Origin of the sequence: Paenibacillus darwinianus (assembly GCF_000598065.1) — a bacterium.
In the GTDB taxonomy this organism is placed as follows: Bacteria; Bacillota; Bacilli; order Paenibacillales; family Paenibacillaceae; genus Paenibacillus_I; species Paenibacillus_I darwinianus.
Genome location: NZ_KK082215.1, coordinates 11,988 through 30,898 on the forward strand (window position 1 = coordinate 11,988; position 18,911 = coordinate 30,898).

Annotated in this window: 15 protein-coding genes; 1 reads left to right on the forward strand and 14 read right to left on the reverse strand. The window is 56.1% G+C overall.

Features of this window, described 5'->3' with window-relative positions; all coding sequences use genetic code 11:
* From BG52_RS14120 to BG52_RS14160, 9 genes are all read right to left on the reverse strand, one after another.
* Positions 1–531, reverse strand: a 531-nt coding sequence (locus tag BG52_RS14120) for an undecaprenyl-diphosphate phosphatase (RefSeq protein ID WP_036667532.1), incomplete at its 3' end; no start/stop codon positions are given.
* Positions 532–680: 149 nt separating this feature from the next.
* Positions 681–2,000 (reverse strand): hemolysin family protein, encoded by a 1,320-nt coding sequence (locus BG52_RS14125; RefSeq protein ID WP_051587978.1) that lies wholly within the window; start codon positions 1,998–2,000, stop codon positions 681–683.
* A gap of 232 nt (positions 2,001–2,232) precedes the next feature.
* On the reverse strand, positions 2,233–4,197 hold the full coding sequence (locus BG52_RS14130; RefSeq protein WP_036586276.1) for a glycoside hydrolase family 15 protein: 1,965 nt from the start codon (positions 4,195–4,197) through the stop codon (positions 2,233–2,235).
* Positions 4,198–4,207: 10 nt separating this feature from the next.
* On the reverse strand, positions 4,208–5,641 hold the full coding sequence (gene glgA / locus BG52_RS14135; RefSeq protein WP_036667533.1) for a glycogen synthase GlgA: 1,434 nt from the start codon (positions 5,639–5,641) through the stop codon (positions 4,208–4,210).
* 32 nt (positions 5,642–5,673) lie between these two features.
* Positions 5,674–6,786, reverse strand: a complete 1,113-nt coding sequence (gene glgD, locus BG52_RS14140) for a glucose-1-phosphate adenylyltransferase subunit GlgD (RefSeq protein ID WP_190287552.1) — start codon at positions 6,784–6,786, stop codon at positions 5,674–5,676.
* Positions 6,783–7,946, reverse strand: coding sequence for a glucose-1-phosphate adenylyltransferase (locus BG52_RS14145; protein ID WP_036586344.1), 1,164 nt, complete (start codon positions 7,944–7,946; stop codon positions 6,783–6,785). The genes glgD and BG52_RS14145 overlap by 4 nt, the downstream gene beginning before the upstream one ends.
* 409 nt (positions 7,947–8,355) lie before the next feature.
* On the reverse strand, positions 8,356–8,631 hold the full coding sequence (locus BG52_RS14150) for a DUF1294 domain-containing protein (RefSeq protein WP_036586279.1): 276 nt from the start codon (positions 8,629–8,631) through the stop codon (positions 8,356–8,358).
* 3 nt (positions 8,632–8,634) lie between these two features.
* Positions 8,635–10,989 (reverse strand): RNA polymerase recycling motor HelD, encoded by a 2,355-nt coding sequence (helD, locus tag BG52_RS14155; protein WP_036586281.1) that lies wholly within the window; start codon positions 10,987–10,989, stop codon positions 8,635–8,637.
* Positions 10,990–11,290: 301 nt separating this feature from the next.
* On the reverse strand, positions 11,291–12,754 hold the full coding sequence (locus BG52_RS14160) for a DHA2 family efflux MFS transporter permease subunit (RefSeq protein ID WP_036586284.1): 1,464 nt from the start codon (positions 12,752–12,754) through the stop codon (positions 11,291–11,293).
* A gap of 218 nt (positions 12,755–12,972) precedes the next feature.
* Between BG52_RS14160 and BG52_RS14165 the strand changes: the two genes are divergently transcribed.
* On the forward strand, positions 12,973–13,605 hold the full coding sequence (locus BG52_RS14165) for a TetR/AcrR family transcriptional regulator (protein WP_051587979.1): 633 nt from the start codon (positions 12,973–12,975) through the stop codon (positions 13,603–13,605).
* 608 nt (positions 13,606–14,213) lie between these two features.
* On the opposite strand, the gene BG52_RS14175 is transcribed toward BG52_RS14165, so the two are convergent.
* The 5 genes from BG52_RS14175 to cls all read right to left on the reverse strand — a co-directional run.
* Complete coding sequence (locus BG52_RS14175; protein ID WP_081793914.1) at positions 14,214–15,008, reverse strand: spore coat protein; 795 nt, start codon at positions 15,006–15,008, stop codon at positions 14,214–14,216.
* A 104-nt stretch (positions 15,009–15,112) separates the two neighbouring features.
* Positions 15,113–15,343: a DUF7667 family protein gene (locus tag BG52_RS14180; RefSeq protein ID WP_036667534.1), complete on the reverse strand. Its 231-nt coding sequence runs from the start codon at positions 15,341–15,343 to the stop codon at positions 15,113–15,115.
* Between the two features lie 103 nt (positions 15,344–15,446).
* Positions 15,447–15,620, reverse strand: a complete 174-nt coding sequence (locus tag BG52_RS16245) for a hypothetical protein (protein ID WP_190287553.1) — start codon at positions 15,618–15,620, stop codon at positions 15,447–15,449.
* Between the two features lie 137 nt (positions 15,621–15,757).
* Positions 15,758–18,022 (reverse strand): poly(ethylene terephthalate) hydrolase family protein, encoded by a 2,265-nt coding sequence (locus tag BG52_RS14185; RefSeq protein WP_051587982.1) that lies wholly within the window; start codon positions 18,020–18,022, stop codon positions 15,758–15,760.
* 43 nt (positions 18,023–18,065) lie between these two features.
* Positions 18,066–18,911: cardiolipin synthase (gene cls, locus BG52_RS16590; protein ID WP_036667535.1), on the reverse strand; the 846-nt coding region annotated here is incomplete at its 5' end.

Sequence of the window (18,911 nt, forward strand, 5' to 3'; positions counted from 1 at the left end):
CAACAGGCCGCCTGCCATCGTCGATCCCGAGCGCGAGAAGCCCGGCCACAACGCCAGGCATTGGAACAGTCCGATGCCAAGCGCTTGCTTATATGTAATTTCGTCCGACGTCTCCGACGTTATTTTCCGTTTTGCCTTCTCCGCGACGATCATCAGCACACCCCCGACGATCAGCCCGACAAGCACGGGGCCCGGACCGAACAAATAATCCTTGATGAACCGATACAGCGCGATACCGAGAATGCCGGCCGGCAACATAGCGATAAGCATATGGATCGCATTCAGCTTGTTCTTTTGCTTGAAGTCGAAGCGAACCAGATCCTTCAATATGCCCATGTACCTTTTCCAATACAGCACCAGCACCGCCAACACCGCGCCCAGCTGCACGACGACCTCGAACGTCTTGGCGACGTCACCCTTAAAGCCAAGCAAATCCGCAGTCAGAATCATGTGGCCCGTCGAAGAGACCGGCACGAACTCCGTTAAACCTTCCACAATACCCATAATCACTGCGATCAAATAATCTCCCAACCCTGCACACTCCCATTCTTCATCCGTTTAATTTTTTTACGTTCTCCTCCTCTTACGGTAAAGCATTTTGGCCGATTCGGCAACCTCCTGAATCACCATCAGCGACAGCCCGAGCTCAGCCGTCAGGCGGCCGATCTTTCCCCAGAACCCTAAATCCCGCTGTGACCGCTCCCATTCCTCGATCTCGCGCAGCGCTTCACGATTTCCACCTTGCGAATCCGATGCTTGTCCATCTCTTTGATTGCAAACACCAGATCGTCATGCTCCACCGTATCGCCAATTTTGACGTCGGGTTTCTCGCTGTACAGCCATCCCCCGATGGTGTCGACATCGTCGTTCGGCAGATGCGTTCCCAATATTTCATTGAGCTCGGACAGCAGCACCTTGCCCTCCACCATATAACGCCCCGGCTCCACCATATCGATCGGCTTTCGCTCGTCCTGGTCAAACTCATCGCGGATTTCCCCGACAATTTCCTCAAGAATGTCCTCAATCGTAATGAGACCCGACGTCCCCCCATATTCATCCAGCAGCAGCGCCATATGCATCTGTTCCGCCTGCATTTTTTTCAGCAGCGACTTCACGGGCATCACGTCCGGCACTGTAAGGGCGGGAATCAGCAAGGAAGCGAAATCGAAATCGGGATTGTTGTCATACCGCAGAAAAAATTGCTTCGTATTAATGAAGCCGATAATGTTGTCCTTGCTGCCGCTCGCGACCGGAAAGCGGGTATACTGCTCGCGTTTGATGATTTTCATATTATCCGCAAGCGATTTGTCGGTATAAAGGCATACCATGTCCGTCCGCGGCACCATGATTTCCCGGGCCAGCAAATCGTCGAATATGAAGATACGATTCACGTAGCCGAGCTCGGTTTTATTGATTTTGCCGCTTTCGTAGCTTTCCGACAAAATAATGCGGATCTCATCCTCTGTATGAGCGTCCTCATGTTCATCCGCCGGCTTCATGCCGAACAGCCGCACCAGTCGGTTGGCCGACGTATTGAGCAGCCAAATAAACGGGTACATGATCCGGTTAAACCAGATGATGGGCATGGAGAAAAGCAGCGCGATCGGCTCGGCCTTGCGGATGGCGGCGGTTTTGGGCGCCATCTCGCCGATGACGACATGCAGATAGGTCACACCGATAAACGCGATCAGAAATGAAGCTACTCGGGCCACTTGTTCAGGCATATCCAGCCGGCTAAAAAGCGGATATAGCAGCTCCTCCACCGTCGGTTCTCCCAGCCAGCCAAGGCCCAGTGCGGTAATCGTAATGCCAAGCTGGCATGCTGACAGATAACCGTCCAGGTTGGACGTGACCCGCTGCAGGGCAACCGCATTTTTACGTCCCTCCAGCACGAGCTGGTCCACCCGGCTGGGCCGGATGCGGATTATGGCAAATTCCGTCGCGACAAAAAACGCGGTCAACAGGATCAGCAGCACGAGCATAAGCAGTTGCAAAGCCATTGGTCATCGCTCTTTTCGTCGTGGTATGTATATGGCTTATTACCCTCCCGTTCCCTTTTTTAACGGGCACTTCCTGTTATTGTATCCCGTTTCCTCCTCTGGCAACGATCGCGGCATCAAGTGCATTCCATGCGTATTCAACCCCCTTTCCGTCCTTGCGGCGCGAAAAAAGGCCGGCCTGCAAGCAGCTTCACCGCCCACAGACCAGCCTTCGATATTTTTCGGGATAACATTAGGAAGACTTCAGCTTCGCGTATTTCCGCACATACTTGCATACGCTTTGCACGAACGTCGCGTGCGACCATGTCAACGGCGCCACGGCGAGCGGCGATCCGTCGAACGGATGCAGCTGCTCGGGCAGCACGCCGGAATCGAGCGACTTCATGGCCACCCATTCGAGCGTGCGACGCGGCGCGGCCAGCTCCGCCAGCGTTTGGGCCGATTCGATCTCGAAGTTGGCGATCCACAGCGTACAAATAATCCATGGATTGCCCGGTACCTTCGCAATATCGCCCGACTGCTGGAAATAATAATCGTTTGTATAACGGGCGACGCCCCCGACGTCGGTTTTCACCCAAAGCCCTTCCTTGATCGCACGAATCGTGCGGACGACCCGGATGTCGTCGACCGGCAGCACGCCGAACTCCCAAATGCCGAACATACTGCTCTCCAGCGTCATGTCCTTCACCCAGACCCCGTCCTTGTGGATCAGGCCCCGTGCGAAGCGTCCGGCCTCCTCATCCCAAATATGGTCCAGAATGCCCTGCTTGATCGCCTCGGCCGTACTGCGGTAATGGTCGCTTCGCTCGTAATCGCCAAACAGGTCGGTGAAATAAGCGGCCGACATCAGGCCGCCGTATACGGAAGCCGCCGTATACGTCCAAATGCCGTAGCGCTCCTCCCACAAATCATAGCTCGGCTTCGGCAGATTCAGCTCGGGTTCGATAAACTCGCCAAGGAAATTCGCCGCCTTGCGGATCAGGCTGCTGTACAGCGACTGCGGCAGCTCGATCACCTGATGATAGGTGTAATCCTTCCATAACGCATACAGCACCAGCGCCGTCTCATCCTCCTGGATCGGCAGGCGGTTCGTACCCTGCACCACGTAAGGATGCCAGCTTGAACCGACCGTGCCGTCCGGATTGTACTTGTGATACAAATACCCCTCGGGCGACAGCGTATCCGCGCAGAATTGAAAGAATGGGGCAATCATGCTCTGGTAGCCCGCCAGCGACATCGCCTCCGCAATCAACGCGCCGTCGCGCGGCCACATGTAGCTGTAGTGATCCCGGTTGTATTGAAGAATGTCGGTATCGTTCGCCGCGATAATCGCGCCGTTCTCGTCCGTCTGCGTGCGCACGATCAACAGGCTCTTCTTATATAATTCGACGACGTCCTTCGGCAGGTCTCCGAATTCGGTCACCGTCCGCTGCAGCCAGTTGCGCCAGTATATGACGATCCGGCTGAGCAGCTTCTCCGGATGGCTGTCCGTCACATATTGATTAAGCCGCTTCACTTCCTCCAGATCGCGGCCGACGGACATCCAGTAGTAAACCGTCTTCTCCCCGCCCGCCGGCACGGTGGTTCCGAATCCGATCGTGCTGTCGACGGAGCCCTGCGCGATGGCGTTGCCCATCAGCACGCCGTCTTCCGCATCGCGCCAAGTGCCTTCGGCCGAGTGGAACCTTTTGATGCCGGTCGAATACTGCGCGATTCCGCCTTCGGCCGAGAAGCCGTTGAACATGAAATAGCTGGACCTCTTATAATGGAAAAGCGTGTTGTTCTCGGGATAATAGGCCGCCGTGTCCCCGACCTCCGTCCCTTCGATCATCAAATCCTGGTGGAAAAAAAGGCGAACCTCCCTGTCCCTCTCGATCGTGCTCCGGACAACGACACGCTTCAAATAAATGCATTCCCGTTGATGAATCCCGTCGTTAATATAGAGCTCGAGTCCCAGCACGTCGTTACGAGCCGTAATATTCGTTACCAGGGAATCCTCGACATAGCCAAGCTCGAAACGCCAATCCGGAGAGTCGAGCCAAGAGAAGGCGCCGTCGGCCCAAACGCCGAAGCGACATTGCTGTCCCCCCACATGGTTCAGTTGACCGACATACGGGAAATAAATGTCGCGAATGTAACAGGATTTGTCCAGGTTAACAAGCATTTTGCCGTTTCCGACCACCAAGTGACGGGCCATTTCACTCCTCCTATCCGTTTCCGGCGAGCTCGCGGTACACCGCGGCATAATCGCGCGCGGAGGCGCTCCAGCTGTAATTGCGTTGAGCGCCGTTGTCGACGATGCGCTGCCACTCGGGAGCATTCCGGTAAAGCGTCAGCGCTCTGCGCACTGCAAGCAGAAAATCGGCGGCATGATAACGCCGAAAGCTGAAGCCGGTTCCGTTGCCTGTATATTCATCATAGGCCTGGACCGTATCCTTCAGCCCGCCCGTTTCCCGAACGAGCGGCACGGTTCCGTAGCGCAGAGCAAGCAGCTGGCTGAGTCCGCACGGCTCGAATTGCGAGGGCATCAAATAAATATCGGAGCCCGCATAGATTCTTCTCGCAAGCGCGTCGTCAAAACCGAAGCGAACGGCGACGCGGCGGGGATGCTCCGATGCCAATCGTGCGAACAGCTCCTCGTATCGGGCTTCCCCACTTCCAAGCACGACCAGCTGCAGCGATTCGGCCAGCAGCCCTTCCAGCGCGCCTTCCAGCAGATCCAATCCCTTCTGCTCAACCAGCCTGGAGACGATGGCCAGCACCGGGACGTCTTCCGCCTCGTCCAATCCAAGTTCCCGCTGCAGAACAGCTTTGTTCTTCCGCTTCTTCGCGATAGATGTACGGTAAGGAAAGGCGATCGCCGGGTCGCGCATCGGATCGAACAGATCCGTGTCAATGCCGTTCACGATTCCCGTCAAATCCGGGCTGCGGAGCCGAAGGACGCCGTCCAGCTTCTCCCCATGCACGGGGGTTTGTATCTCCTCCGCATAGGTGCGGCTGACTGTCGTCAGCTTGTCGGCATACAGGATACCGGCCTTCATGCAACTGCCGCCGCCGTAAAACTCAAGCTTGTCGAGCGTGAACATGTCGCGGCCCACGCCAAGCAAATCGCAGAGGGTTTCTTGCGAGAACACGCCTTGATAGCGCAAATTATGAATCGTAAAAAGCGACCGTATGCCGCGGTATAACGGAATGTCGCGATAGCGCGTTTTCAACAGAAACGGAATAATCCCCGTTTGCCAATCGTGGCAATGGATGATGGCGGGCCTTTCATCTATGTACCGCAACCCCTCAAGAACGGCGAAGCAAAAAAACGCATACCGTTCCGCCTCGTCGTCGTAGCCGTACAGCGTCCCCCGCTTGTAGTAATAATCGTTGACGATCAGATAATAACGGATCCCGTCAACATGCCCCTCCAGCAAATTGCACGCCTGGTTGCGCCACCCGAGCTTGACGGTGAACGACGCGACCCGCCGAAAAGAGCGGATCGCGTCATCCTTGATTTCACCGTAATGCGGCATGATGACGGACACCGTCATGCCTTGCGCCGCCAACGCTTTCGGCAGCGCGCCGACAACGTCGCCGAGACCGCCGGTCTTGGCGAACGGCACCGCCTCCGAAGCCGCAAAAAGAATATTCATCTCGCATTCACCTGCCGCTGAAATGACCCGTCTCAGATGACCTTGCGCTTCACGGCAATGTACGGTGAATCGGTCACGCCGCGTATATCGCGGCCGGGTTCAATATATGCTTCTTTATCCAGTATAACATGATCAAGCATGCTGTTTTCGCCGACCACGCCGTTCTGCATGACGATGCTGTTGCGGACAATCGCCCCTTTTTGCACCTTCACGCCTCTGAAAAGGATGCTGCCGACCACCGTGCCCTCAATTTCGCAGCCGTTCGCGATCAGGGAGTTTACGGTTTTGGCGCCCTCGTGATAGCTGGTTGGCGGCTCGTCCTTCACCTTCGTATAGATCGGGCCAGGCGTGAAGAACAGGCTTTTCCACGTATCGGGAAGCAGAAGCTGCATGCTGTTCAGATAGTAGCTTTGAATCGTATTGATAATGCCGAGGTAACCGTCGTACAGATAGGCGTGCACCCGCAGCCTGTCCAGCCGGGACATGATGCCGTGGCGGACCAGATGGTCCTGGCCTTGGGCCAGCGACGTCTCGACCAGATCGAGCAGCAGATCCTTGCGCATCACATACATCTCCATCGATACGAGATCGGTTTGAAGCCGCCCAAAATGGTCCTGCATCTCCGTCACCCGTCCGCTCGCATCAATCTTCACCTTGCGCGCCTTGCCGCCGAGCGAATCGCCCTGTCGCTTGCAGACCGCCGTAATATCGGCGCCGCTCTCGAGGTGATCGCGGAGCACATCCTTGAAATTGATGTTGCAGACCATATGGCTTCTGCAGATCAGAACGTAATCGCCCTGGCTGCGGGTAAAGAAATCACGCTGCTGATACAGGTGAAATAAGTCGCCTTTTCGCAAATCGCTCATATCGGAGGCCATCGGCGGCAGCACGAACAGACCGCCCTGCCGGTGATGAAGATCCCAGCTTTTGCCCGAGCCGACGTGATCCACCAGCGATCGGTACTTCGTATGCGCCATTACGGCGACCTTGGAAATGCCGGAATTGACCATGCTCGACAGCGTAAAATCAACCAGCCGGTAGCGGCCGCCGAAAGGCACCGTCGCCAGCGGCCGATGAGCCGTTAAAGCTTCCAGTTCGTCTGGCTCGTGAATCAGATTGACGACACCCATCATGTCCATGCTCATGCCTCTACCTCCTTGGCCGTTCCCGCGGGAAGCACCATTTCATCGCTTGCCACGACTTGAATGTCTTCGCCCTCGGCCGACTCGATGTATACGCCGTCCGCTATAACCGCGCCTTCCCCGATGATTGCCCGGGTAATCGTCACGTTCTTGCCGATCTGGGCATTCGGCATAATGACCGAATCGCGGATCACGCTGCCTTCGCCGACGTGAACGCCGTAAAAAAGCACCGAGCGGTTGACGCAGCCCTCAATGAAGCACCCTTCCGTAATAAGCGACGAAGAGACGTTGCCCGCCGGAGAAATATAATGCGCCGGCTGGTTCGGGTTGACCGAATAAATGCGCCAATTCTTGTCGTTCAGCACAAGCTGGGATTCCTCGGAGAGAAGATCCATGTTCGCTTCCCACAGACTTTGAATCGTACCGACATCCTTCCAGTAATCCTGGAATGTATACGTATTCAGATAAATGCCGTCGGCCAGCATCGCTGGGATAATATCTTTACCGAAGTCATTGCTGGACTTCAGATTGTCTTCGTCCCGAATTAAATATTGCTGCAGTACGGGCCATGAGAAAATGTAAACGCCCATCGAAGCCAGATTGCTTTTCGGAATTTTCGGCTTCTCCTGAAATTCCGTAATTTTTCCCGTCTCATCGGTCGCCATGAGGCCGAATCTGCTTGCCTCGCTCCAATCCACCTCAATGACGGCAATGGTAGCATCCGCGCCGCTCGCCTTGTGATGGTCGAGCATCAGGTCATAATCCATCTTGTAGATGTGGTCGCCTGATATGACAAGCACATATTCCGGGTCGTAGCGATCGATGAACCCCATATTCTGATAGATCGCATTCGCCGTGCCTTTATACCAGCTGCCGCCCTTCGACTTCATGTAAGGCGGAAGCACGGCCATGCCGCCGTACCGGCGATCCAGTCCCCAAGGACTGCCGATCCCCAAGTATTGATTGAGCACCAGCGGTTGATATTGCGTCAAAACGCCTACCGTGTCAATTCCCGAATGTACGCAATTGCTTAGCGTGAAATCGATTATGCGGTATTTGCCGCCAAAATGAACGGCGGGCTTGGCCAGCGCCTTCGTGAGAACGCCCAGCCTTTTCCCCTCACCGCCCGCCAGCAGCATGGCTACCATTTCCTTGCGTACCATGTCCATCACTCCCCGTTCGTGATTTCTCCTTCTCCCGTGCCCGGAATATGAATCTCAGCGGTGTGACTTGGCTCCCCTATCCATTAACCGTTGCGAGGCGGCTTACATCCTCCGGCTTGGACCGATTGAGACCGCTGTCGTCCTTCCATTCGCTTTCAGAGGGGGAATATCCTTCCGTGATCGACAGCTTTTTATGCAAAAAGGCAAAAAATAATAGGAAGTGCAGGAGAAAGCGTTTCAACAGCAGGAAAAAATGAATTTATTATTTTTTTGCGAACTTAATTCACATAATTATGTGAATAATTTCAATTATACTCGCATTTCGATTGGTTTGCAGCTAAGATTTTATGCGGTTTTCGCGGTATTTGTCAGTTTCTCTGACATAATATCGTTTTATAGCGAATTCGATTTATTCGAACCAGCCGATACGAAATGCCGTTATAATCAGCGCTATGTTCAGAAGAGTCAGAATCGGAAAACCCGCGCTGAACGATCGGTGCTTCGTTTTATGACGCCACAGCCGCATCCCGATCCAGCCTCCCGCTGCTCCCCCGAGCCAAGCGAGAGCAAACAGCCATCGCTCGGGAATCCGACGGCGGCCTTGCCTGGCCATCCGCTTGTCTGCGCCCATCAGGACAAAAAGCAGCAAATTGACAGCAGCCAAATAAACGCCCAACAGGATCATGCGCTAAGCCTCCCTCCGGTACGTGTCGGCCGGCTGAGCCGTCACGAACCTGCTTGCCTCTCCGACCGAGAACAGGTACAGCTCATGCATCGCGCGCGTGCAAGCCGTGTAAAAAAGCTTCCGTTCGTTTTCATTGCCATAGGTCTGCTCGGAAGCGTCGTAGATCAGAACCGCGTCGAACTCGACCCCTTTTGCCAGATAGGCCGGAATGACGCATACCCCTTTGTCGAATTGCGGCGTGTCCTTCGTCACCAACTTAAGCTCGACCGATTCTTCAAGCGCCTCGAACGCCTCCTTGCTTTCTGCGGCGGTCCGGCAAATGACGGCGATCGAATCAAACCCTTCCGCAGTCAGCGATTGGATCGCTTCCTTCAGACGCTCGTGCAGGCGCTTCGTGTCCGGAACGGTCACAAAGACCGGCAGATTGCCGCTTCGGTTGAAAGGCTCGATCTGTTCCCCTCCCGCCACCATTCCGCGCGTGAACAGCACGATTTCCCTGGTCGAACGATAGCTTTTCGTTAAACGTATCCATTCCGTATCATCGGCGCCGTACAGGCGGGTCAGCGGATCGCTCTCCGCCATTGCGGACGTTTGAGCATAGATCGCCTGATTCAAATCGCCAAGCGCCGTCATACGGCTGCGCGGGAACAGCCATTTCAGAAACTCCAGCTGGAAGGGCGTATAATCCTGCGCCTCGTCGATCAGCACGTGCCGGACCGACGTGTTCGCCCTGAAACCCTTTAATCTTTCGTTTACATACAAGTAAGGCGTCATATCCTCATAGGACAGCCGGCCGTCATCCAGCTGCTCGACCGTGCGGGACGCGATCTCCTTCCAGAGCGGAGGGAGCCCCGCGCCGCCTGCGGCCAGCGATTCGAAACGGGCGGGGTCCGCGAACAGCTGTCTGTACAGCCCCTTTACATCGATGAAACGCAGCAGCTTGATCCGGCGGCGAATCGGCTTAAAAGCGTTTCTTACGATCATCGCGGCGAACAGCTCTTTTTCGGCATCGAAATCGTCGAAGGAATCCGTTTTTCTCTTCTGCCGTTCTCTTAGTTGATAGTAAGCTCTCTGATAGGCTTCCTGGTCGAGCAGCTGCATCGCCTCCTCCACCCAGGATTCATTCATTTGCGTCGCCTCAAAAGCGTTCACTCGCTCCGTCAGCCACTCGCGAATAAGCGTTATCCGGTTTGCCAGCCTTATGCCGGCTTCCATGCCATAGAAACGGGAGGAGATTTCCCGGCCCGACACGATCGTTTTTCCGTTGAATTTGATCGGCCGGAACAGCATGCCTTCCGTCAGCAGGCTGTCCAAATAAGCCTGTACGGCCTGTAGGTACGCCGCGGAGGACTTGAAACGAATCGCCTGCAGCCGGGCTTCGTATGCGGCGCTATGCTCCCCCGACAGCACGTATTCGAGCTGGTCGAACGAGTCCTCCAGCCGGAATTCCTTGCCAAGGCGATTTTCGAGGTAAGCCTGGAACGTCGTCTGGATCATATTTTCTTCGCCCAGTTCGGGAAGAACGGATGCGACATAGCTATTGAACATCGGATTCGGAGAGAACAGAACCATTTGATCGGCGGCAAGCACGCCCCGATAACGGTACAAAAGGTAGGCCACACGCTGGAGCGCCGCCGATGTTTTGCCGCTGCCCGCCGCTCCTTGAACGACGAGCATGCGGCTCCGGTCATTGCGGATAATTCGGTTCTGCTCCTGCTGAATGGTCGCCACAATGCTTTTCATTTGCGAATCCGACGTACGGCTCAGCATTTGCTGCAGCAGCTGGTCGCCGATTGTGATACCGGTGTCGAATAGGTAGCGGATCCGGCCTTCACGAATCACAAACTGCCGCTTGAGCTGCAGCTCGCCCTTAACCTCGCCTGCCGGCGTCGCGTAGACAGCGGGTCCCGGCGGGTAGTCGTAGTACAGGCTGGATACCGGAGCGCGCCAATCGTACACGAGAAACATATCCGCGTCTTCCTCCCGATACGAAGCGATGCCGAGATAGATCGGCTCGCCCTGCGCTTCGCCTTCCCCCCGAAAATCGATCCGCCCGAAATACGGCGAGCCGGCCAGCCTTCTGAGCTTATTCAAATAGCCGGCTGAATGCCGCTGCGTTCGTTCCCGTTCGGCGAGCAAATCCGCTTGCTGCTTCATGCTGAAATACGTTTCCGTCACGTCATCGGACGAGCTGAAATTTACGGTAATCTCATCCCAGAAATGTTTGCGGATCTCCACAGCCTCCGATCGCACATTGCCAATCTCCATCTCCAAAGCCTCTATCCTCTGAGCTACGCTCGCCACAACGCGCGACACACGGCTTTGCTCTTCCGTCCAAATGCTGTCCGTTTCGTTCATGAGGCCCGATCTCTCCCATCTCACTGATTGCGCAAATCCTGTTTGGCCGGAATTTTCCGGGTAATGGTTGACAAGATTCATCATTTTGTGTTATCGTTATTTTGAGATAATTCGTTTAAAATGACTTTCTTTTATCCATCGTCTAATTGTATCAAATTTCGATATGCGTATCAACCGCTGGCCCGTGCGCCGGCGGTTTTTTTTCGTTCGGCAAGCGGCAGCGTTCCTGAACCGCACAAAAACCGCCCTCTTAACAGGACGGTTTTCGTACGCTTGTTGTATACGTTTATCGTTCAATCGATCAATGCATCGCCATCGGAGCCGGTTCGGCAGCCGGCTGAGAAGCGTTTTTCGGCTTCTTGAGGAACAGGGCAACGAGCACGCCAACGCTTGCGATGCCGACCAGGATGAAAAAGGTGTCGTTGAACGCTTTCGTGCCGACTGCCGCCATATCGGTCGCGCCTTCCGACATATAGGACTTCATGCGGCTGCTGAGGATCGTGATCAATCCGGCAATCGCAAGCGAGCTCCATACCTGTTGGGCGGCGTTCGTCAGCGATGTGACACGGCCGACAAGATTCTGCGGCGCCGATTGCATCAGATGCGTGTTGAGCGGCATCATGGACAAGCCCATTCCGGCTCCAAGCAAGCTGAGCGGCAGCAGAATGCTGGACACATCGTCCGTAAGCGATACCCTCGACAACAGGAATGCCGCAACCGCCACGGAAATCATGCCGGACACTACGACCGGGCGAGCGCCGATTTTGTCGTAGAGCCTTCCTCCGATCGGCATGAAAAGGCCGGCTGCCAATGCTTGCGGCAGCATAATCAATCCCGTCCGGAATGCTTCATATCCTTTGCCTTGCTGCAGGAACAGCGGCACCATGAACATCGTTCCGAACAGCGCGACTGTGGAAATCCACTGAATGACGATACCGCGCGTGAAATCCGGCGATTTGAACACGCGCAGCTCAAGCAACGGATTATTGTGCTTCAGCTCGACGATTATGAACAGGATAAGCGCGACGATGCCGACGGAAATGCCGATGATCGTCTTCTCGGAGGTCCAGCCGAACGCTCCTTCGCTGACGCCGTAAGCGAGTCCCGCGAATGCGATCGGTCCCAGAATGATGCCCAGCCGATCGAGCGCCGCAACGGATTGCCGCTCAATGTTCGGCAGCGTGCGAAGACCGACCAGGACGCCGATGACGCCGATCGGCAAATTAATAAAGAAAATCCAGTGCCAGGTTGCGTACTCAACCAGCCAGCCGCCCACAATCGGGCCAAGCGCAGGCGCCAGCAGAATCGGGATGCCCATCATTCCCATGACGGCGCCGACCTTCCCGGGAGGAGCCAGCCGATAGGTGAACGCCATCGCGATCGGACCGACCATCCCCCCGCCGATGCCTTGAAGCACGCGGAACACGATCAACTGCTCGACGGAAGTCGCCAATCCGCATAACAAGGAACCGATCGTGAACAAGGCGACGGAAATCAGGAACACCCGCTTCGCTCCGAAACGGTCAGACAGCCAGCCCGCGAGCGGGATGACCGCCGCCTGGGCCAGGGCATAACCGGTAACCGTCCACTGCACAACATTCAGCCCTCGCCCGAAATCCTCCTGCAACGTAGGGATTGCTACGTTCATTGCCGTACCGTCGAGGATAACCATAAAAAGTCCGACGATAATGGCGATCAGCGGGCCCAGAATGTCTCTTACCGACATCGACTCGGCCGCTGTCGCATTTACTGCTGGTTTCGACATTGCTTTCTCTCTCCTCCATCTCTCCTATCCGTTTGCCGCCCCCGTTTGACCTCCATGCTGTCCCCGGGGTAAAATAAAATATATTGTACGGTCATCGGTTACGAACGGACTAAACGGACAAATGTCCGTTTTTATTGGATATTACCGGACAATTGTCCAGTTGTCAAGCGAACACCCGACAAAGTGAACACCCGACAAAGACGGAAGGAGGGGTATGTATGCAGCTTCGTGAAGAACGGAAGGATGCCGCCGAACACCGCCAAAGAATTCTGCAATCCGCCCTTCAACTGTTCCGGGAACATGGCGTAGAGCAGGTCAGCATGCACCGGATTGCCAAACAGGCCGGTGTCGGCCAAGGAACCCTGTACCGCAGATACGGCAACAAAGGCGATCTTTGCATGGACCTGATCTTCGACAGCTACACGAAATTCAAGGAACGCGTCAGCTTTTATCTGGAGCAATCCGCTGCGGAATCCCCCGACATGCGCTTGGACGGCGTGCTGGGGCAATGCATCGATTATATCGACGACAAAGCTGATTTGCTCGCGGTGTTACGAACGCTGGGCGGTGACCAGCGGCCCGGTCCGGGTACGGTGTATCACAGTCCGCCTTATCGATTTATGCATGATGTGTTCGTCCGCTTGATTCTTGAAATCAAGCAAACGCAAAACCGCCCGGACGGCGCCGGCGAAGCCGAGTTCGTTGCCCACGCGATTATGGCCGCGCTGTGCCCCGACCTGTATTTTGAGCTACGCTTCGGGCAAGGCATGTCCAAAGAACAGATCAAAGAGCGTTTCCGCGCTTTTTATGTGGAGAGAGCGTATACGGATCAGGTTAATGCGACCCGCTGAAACGCGAGCAGCCCAACGTAAGCAGCCCTGGACGCGAAAGCCCGCCCGACGCAAAAAATCGCCGGTCTCTCTGAGCGTCACGGCGGTTCCTTAGTTCACGCAGTCATTTGTCGATAATAATCTGAGAAGAAGAGGAAGCCTAATCCTTTGAGGATGTTGTTGCCGAGGGCCTTCGAGAGGATGGGGCTATTGGAGATTCTCCAGTAGCCCTTTCTCGTGTTTGCGTACTCCCATGCCTTCTGCTTCTGGATTCCGAGCGATTGTAGCTTCTCGAATCTCGTCTTCACACGAAGCCTCTTTCTCATCCACTCGTCCGTGGTTTGGAGCAGACTCTTCATATCCGCTATCTTGAGTTGATCCACCCCATGATATAGCGTCTAAGCTTTTCTGCTCGGTCTGCATGTCCCATCCCGTTGATGCCTGATGATGTTCGTGTTCCTCGGGCCGGAAATTTGCCTCCAGCTTCCTTCAGATTCCATCTCACGATGGACACCCTTGCTCTTGGCTAGTGGTTGGCCACTACCAGTCCCCACAGCGGACTTTCACCGCCTAGTTAATCGTCATGTGTGCCGCACTAAGAAAAAGCGGGCCATATCGCCCGCTTTCCTTTATTGAGTCAGCGGGCTTGTATAACCCGCGGTTTGATTGAGCTCGCTCGGGGAGTCGTTCTGCGATCCCCCTCCGGACGCATTTTGCTGCAAGCCCGGGGCAGCGACAGCGCTTTGCTGCTGGCTCATACCGCCTCCATGCTGTTGCATGCCCGCAGCCGCGCCAGCGCCCGCCCCTTGGGCGGTATGCTGAACTCCCATACCGGCGGCGTTTTGCTGCGTTGAGCCTGTGACCGGCTGCTGCTGCTGTACCCCACCGGCCATCTCGTAATGATGCATCAGCGTATTCGTCGTCATTTCCTTCATGGTCGGCACTTGATAAAAGCCCTGACGGTTCATATACTGCCACACTTCATAGGCCTGCTCGGCGCAATTGACGGCGCTTTGCTGGATGGCTCGGCGGATTTGCGGATCGGCGCACTCGAGCGCACCCTTCATTTTTACCGCCGCCGATGCCTTGTGGCAGCTGAGCATCCCGCTCGCCACGTCACGGTCATCCAGCTGATCGGGCGACATATTGGGACTTAGATTCGGCGGATTGTCCAGGCCGTACTTCGGCTGGACGTTCTTGACGCTGCGGTACGCCGTCTGCTGTCCCGTCCCCTGCTGCTGCAGAAGCTGAACCAACCCGTTGTATTCGTTTGTCATGAATTGCAGCTGGTGGTCGAGCATCTGCAGCAGATGCTGATCCCTCACATAAGGGCGATACAGCTGAAAATGGTTGATGCCGTCAATCGTGAAGGTCAGTGTCTCGTGAATCTCCATGACCTCGTGCGCGCCTAAATTTGCCGCCATTATGTACAGCCTCCTTGATCATCGTCGGATTCGGTCGAACTGCGTCCGCAAGTTAGTATATCCGGCGGTTATAGGGCTATACGCAATAATATTCCAATTTCCGCTCACACGCGCGAAAGCTTTTCGATCCGGCTGCATATGTCATGCTGCCAATCGGAATCCTCTGTCATGGAGGCGAGAAGCGACAGATTTTTCAAATGGGCGAGCTCCCGGCAGAAGGATGCGTTCACAGCCAGGCAATGCTCCATATCGGTCTTCTCCGACTCCGTCAAGCCGCGGCAGTTTCGCAGCACCCACAGCTCGGCCAACCGTTCGTGAACCGGTAGTATCGGCACCGTCCACACCCCTTTTATTTTCCAGTATGGACGAAAGGACGTCCGTTGAAACGAACGAACCGTAGCGTCGTGCCGAAAATGCCGCCACGGCGGAGTTTTATGCTTACGCCTGCGCCCCGTCGACGAACCTGCCCTGCTCCGGCACTGCCAAACGCTCGAAATCGGCCGCCAGACCGGAGCCGCCGACCGGACGGCCATGACCGGTCAGCGCGTTCGCCGGCTTCCACGCCGCGAGCGCGCGTACCGATTGATGCGCCGCTTTCCAATCCGTGGTCATAACCGTAACATTTGTAACCGCGCTGCTCGATATACCAGGTTTCCCTCAAAAGAGAGGCTATGCTCATCAGCTCATCCTGCGCGCGGAAAGCCGCGGCGAAAAAAAACGCCTGTCCGTGAGGGACAGGCGGCACATCGCTAGGAAGCCGGATAAAAGCCGATATCGTCGAGCATGATTTTCCCCGGGCCGCCCTTCATGCGGAAGATGACGCTGCGGAGGCCTCCATCCAGCAGCGTGTCGTTCACTTGAACGAATGCGTCCAGCGGCACGATGAACGTCTGGAATACCGGTTCGACGGCGTTTTTGAATTTGCCCTCCTCGAATTGCCGTTCAAGCAGCGGGTGCACCGTAAACGCGATATGCGGCAAAGGCCGAACTGCCTCGAAGCGAGACAGCGGCAGCCTGACCGTTGCGCCGTCTTCGCCTTCCAGCTCAATGTCTATGGACGGTGGGGCAATAGCAGGCGTATCGGCATCAGGATCCGCCCGCAGGTCCCATCCCAAATTCGCAAGGGAGAAGGCTAATTCGGACACATCCGCTCCGCCTGCGGCGTTCCAATAGCGCCGGTCGAACGAGATACGATAGGCCGCCGCTCCCGTGCCGTCCCACTGCAAGGTCAAGCCGTCCGTGCCTTTGCGCCTGCTGTCGCGATTCAGCGCATCCTCATGCGCCCATCGTTCCATCCCTGACGACCCGGCGGTCACGCCTGTGTTCAACACGCGGACGCTTGGCTGCTCGAACCGGCTGATCACCTTTATCCGTCCGCTCTCGTATCGCGTAATCAGTCCCGGGGCCCTGAACCAATTCCGCGCGGTCCGTTCATCCTCGAACAGGCCGGTGTACTCGTCCCTACGGTTCAAAGCAAGCTCCAGAAACGCGGAGATATACGTTTTTGCCAGATCCAGCTGCATTTCCCTGTCCATAAGCTCGCGAACATTAAGCAGGATGCCGCCCGGCATACTGAGATCGTAAGTGCCCCAAGTTGTATTGAACCGGCTGTGATTGGCGTCCGGAATATAGACCGAGGCTTTAAACCGGCCGGTTCCGGCCGAAAATGACGAGCGTGTATATTGCTGATCGCCGTAGAAGTTGGTGACGTCGGCGTCACGGGCGCCTTGCAGCGTCAAATAATAGACATCTCGCAGAAACGCGGACTGCTTGTCGACGGTGCGATCGGTCGGGGCAATGGCGACAACCGCCTCGATCCGGACCTGGTCCAGTCCGGTTAGCGTCTGATCCCCCCCGAACCAGCGGTCACGGTCCGCAGCCATCGCGGCGGCCTGCCCGCCCCGGGAATGGCCGACAAGAGCGACCTTGCCGAAATCGACCTTGGCGGAGAACGGGTTGCCGGACTGAAGGTTGAACGTCATGATCTGCTGAAGATGCTTCAGCAGCACCCAAGCCCGCATTTTCATATCCTGATCCGGTATGCCCGACCAGACGGAATAATTCAGGAAATTCTGATCGACGGATACCGCGATAATTCCTCGGGACGCCAGCAGTTCGCCCAAGTAGGCATATCCGTTGTCCGACCAATCCTCCATCAGATGATTGCCGTGCACAATCAGCGCGATCGGGTGCGGCCCGTCGCCTTCCGGCATCCACACGCGCCCGTTCAGCGGCAGCGCGCGCTGGTCGAATCCCCAGTAGCGGGTTCGCAGCTTGGACCATCTCGTTATATAACCCGATGCATTCACCGGCTTCGTCACGAGCCGGGCGTCTTGCGCGAACTCCTTGCGGCGTTTGTCGGTCCCGCTCCCGTAAGTAAATGCGGTATATGCGTAATCACCCGGCAAACCGGGGTCCGCGGCATTCAGCAGCGGGACGGCGATATCCGCCGCGCCGTCCCGCATCGCGCTGTCGCCGGCGCTGCCGTCGAAACGCCAGTACAGAATGGCGGTAAAAAACGCGGCAGCCCCTGCGAGCACGGCCGTCCTGGTCAACGGATGTAGCCGGCGCCGCAACAGGAACCCGATTATCATACCGGCGATCGCGCCGACGCTGACATACAAACCCGCCATAACGGCGGACAGCCAAACATCCATGTCCGCAAAGTAAAGGATAGCGTAGGTTTCCGCCCCGGCGATTAACCAGCAGCCGGCAAATAAGCGAGGCGCCGGGATAGATGCCAGCGACAGCACGACCGCGATCAGCACGGCGCCCAGCAACAATCCCGCGACTCCCAGCGCAATGGCGGCAGCCACGTCAACAATAAAACCCAGACCGGTCGGGACGCCTAGCGCAGTTAAGATGAGGAGACCTGACATCGCCGCTCCGATCCCCCAGGAACCGGCCCGCCAAATCGCGGTATCGTTGCGGAATGTAACCGCAACGCGCGCGGCGACGTAGTCGGCAACCGTTCTCCTGCGTCCTGGTTTCGTCAGGAGCGGTTCCGGCATCATGCGCTCACCTCCCGTTCCCGCTCGTTTTTCTTTCGATTATCCGTCATAGAATCGGTGATAACAATCGCGCAAACGACTCCAATATTTTCATGCGGACCGGCCTCGCCTTGTACCGGCCGAGCGTAAGCTCGGCGCATTCCATCATATCCTCCTCAAAAATGCGTTCCAGCCGTTCCGCCGTCGCGGAATCGAACAAAAACGCGTTTACCTCAAAATTGAGCTTGAAGCTGCGGATATCGATATTGGCCGTCCCGACGGAAGCGATTTTGCCGTCCACGATCACCGATTTGGCGTGCAGGAACCCTTTTTCATACAAATAACACTTCACGCCGGCCTTCAGCAGATCGCTCAGATAGGAGTATGTCGCCCAATACACCATTTTGTGATCGGGCCTGCTCGGAATCATGATCCGAACATCGACGCCGGACAAAGCAGCCATTCGCATCGCATTCAGCAGGCTTTCATCCGGGATAAAATAAGGCGTCTGGATCGACACGGTCGATTTGGCCGCATGAATCATTTTGATGTAGCCGTTCTTGATTTGCTCCAGCTCCTGATCCGGTCCGCTGGCAACCACCTGTACGCCAACCTGGCCGGAGCCGACATACTGCGGAAAATAGCGGGGCTCCTCTTCGATGGCGCGCGCCCGGTAAGACAAATTCCAATCGAGCATGAACTGGCGCTGCATCTCGAGCACGGCGCTGCCGCTGATGCGCAGATGGGTGTCCCGCCAAAAACCAAACCGCGGGTTAAGCCCCATATATTCGTCTCCCACATTCAATCCGCCGATGTAGCCGTATATCCCGTCGATGATCGCGAGCTTCCGGTGATTCCGGTAGTTGACGCGCAAATTCAAATAACGGATGCGAGACGGAAAAAAAGCCGCGAC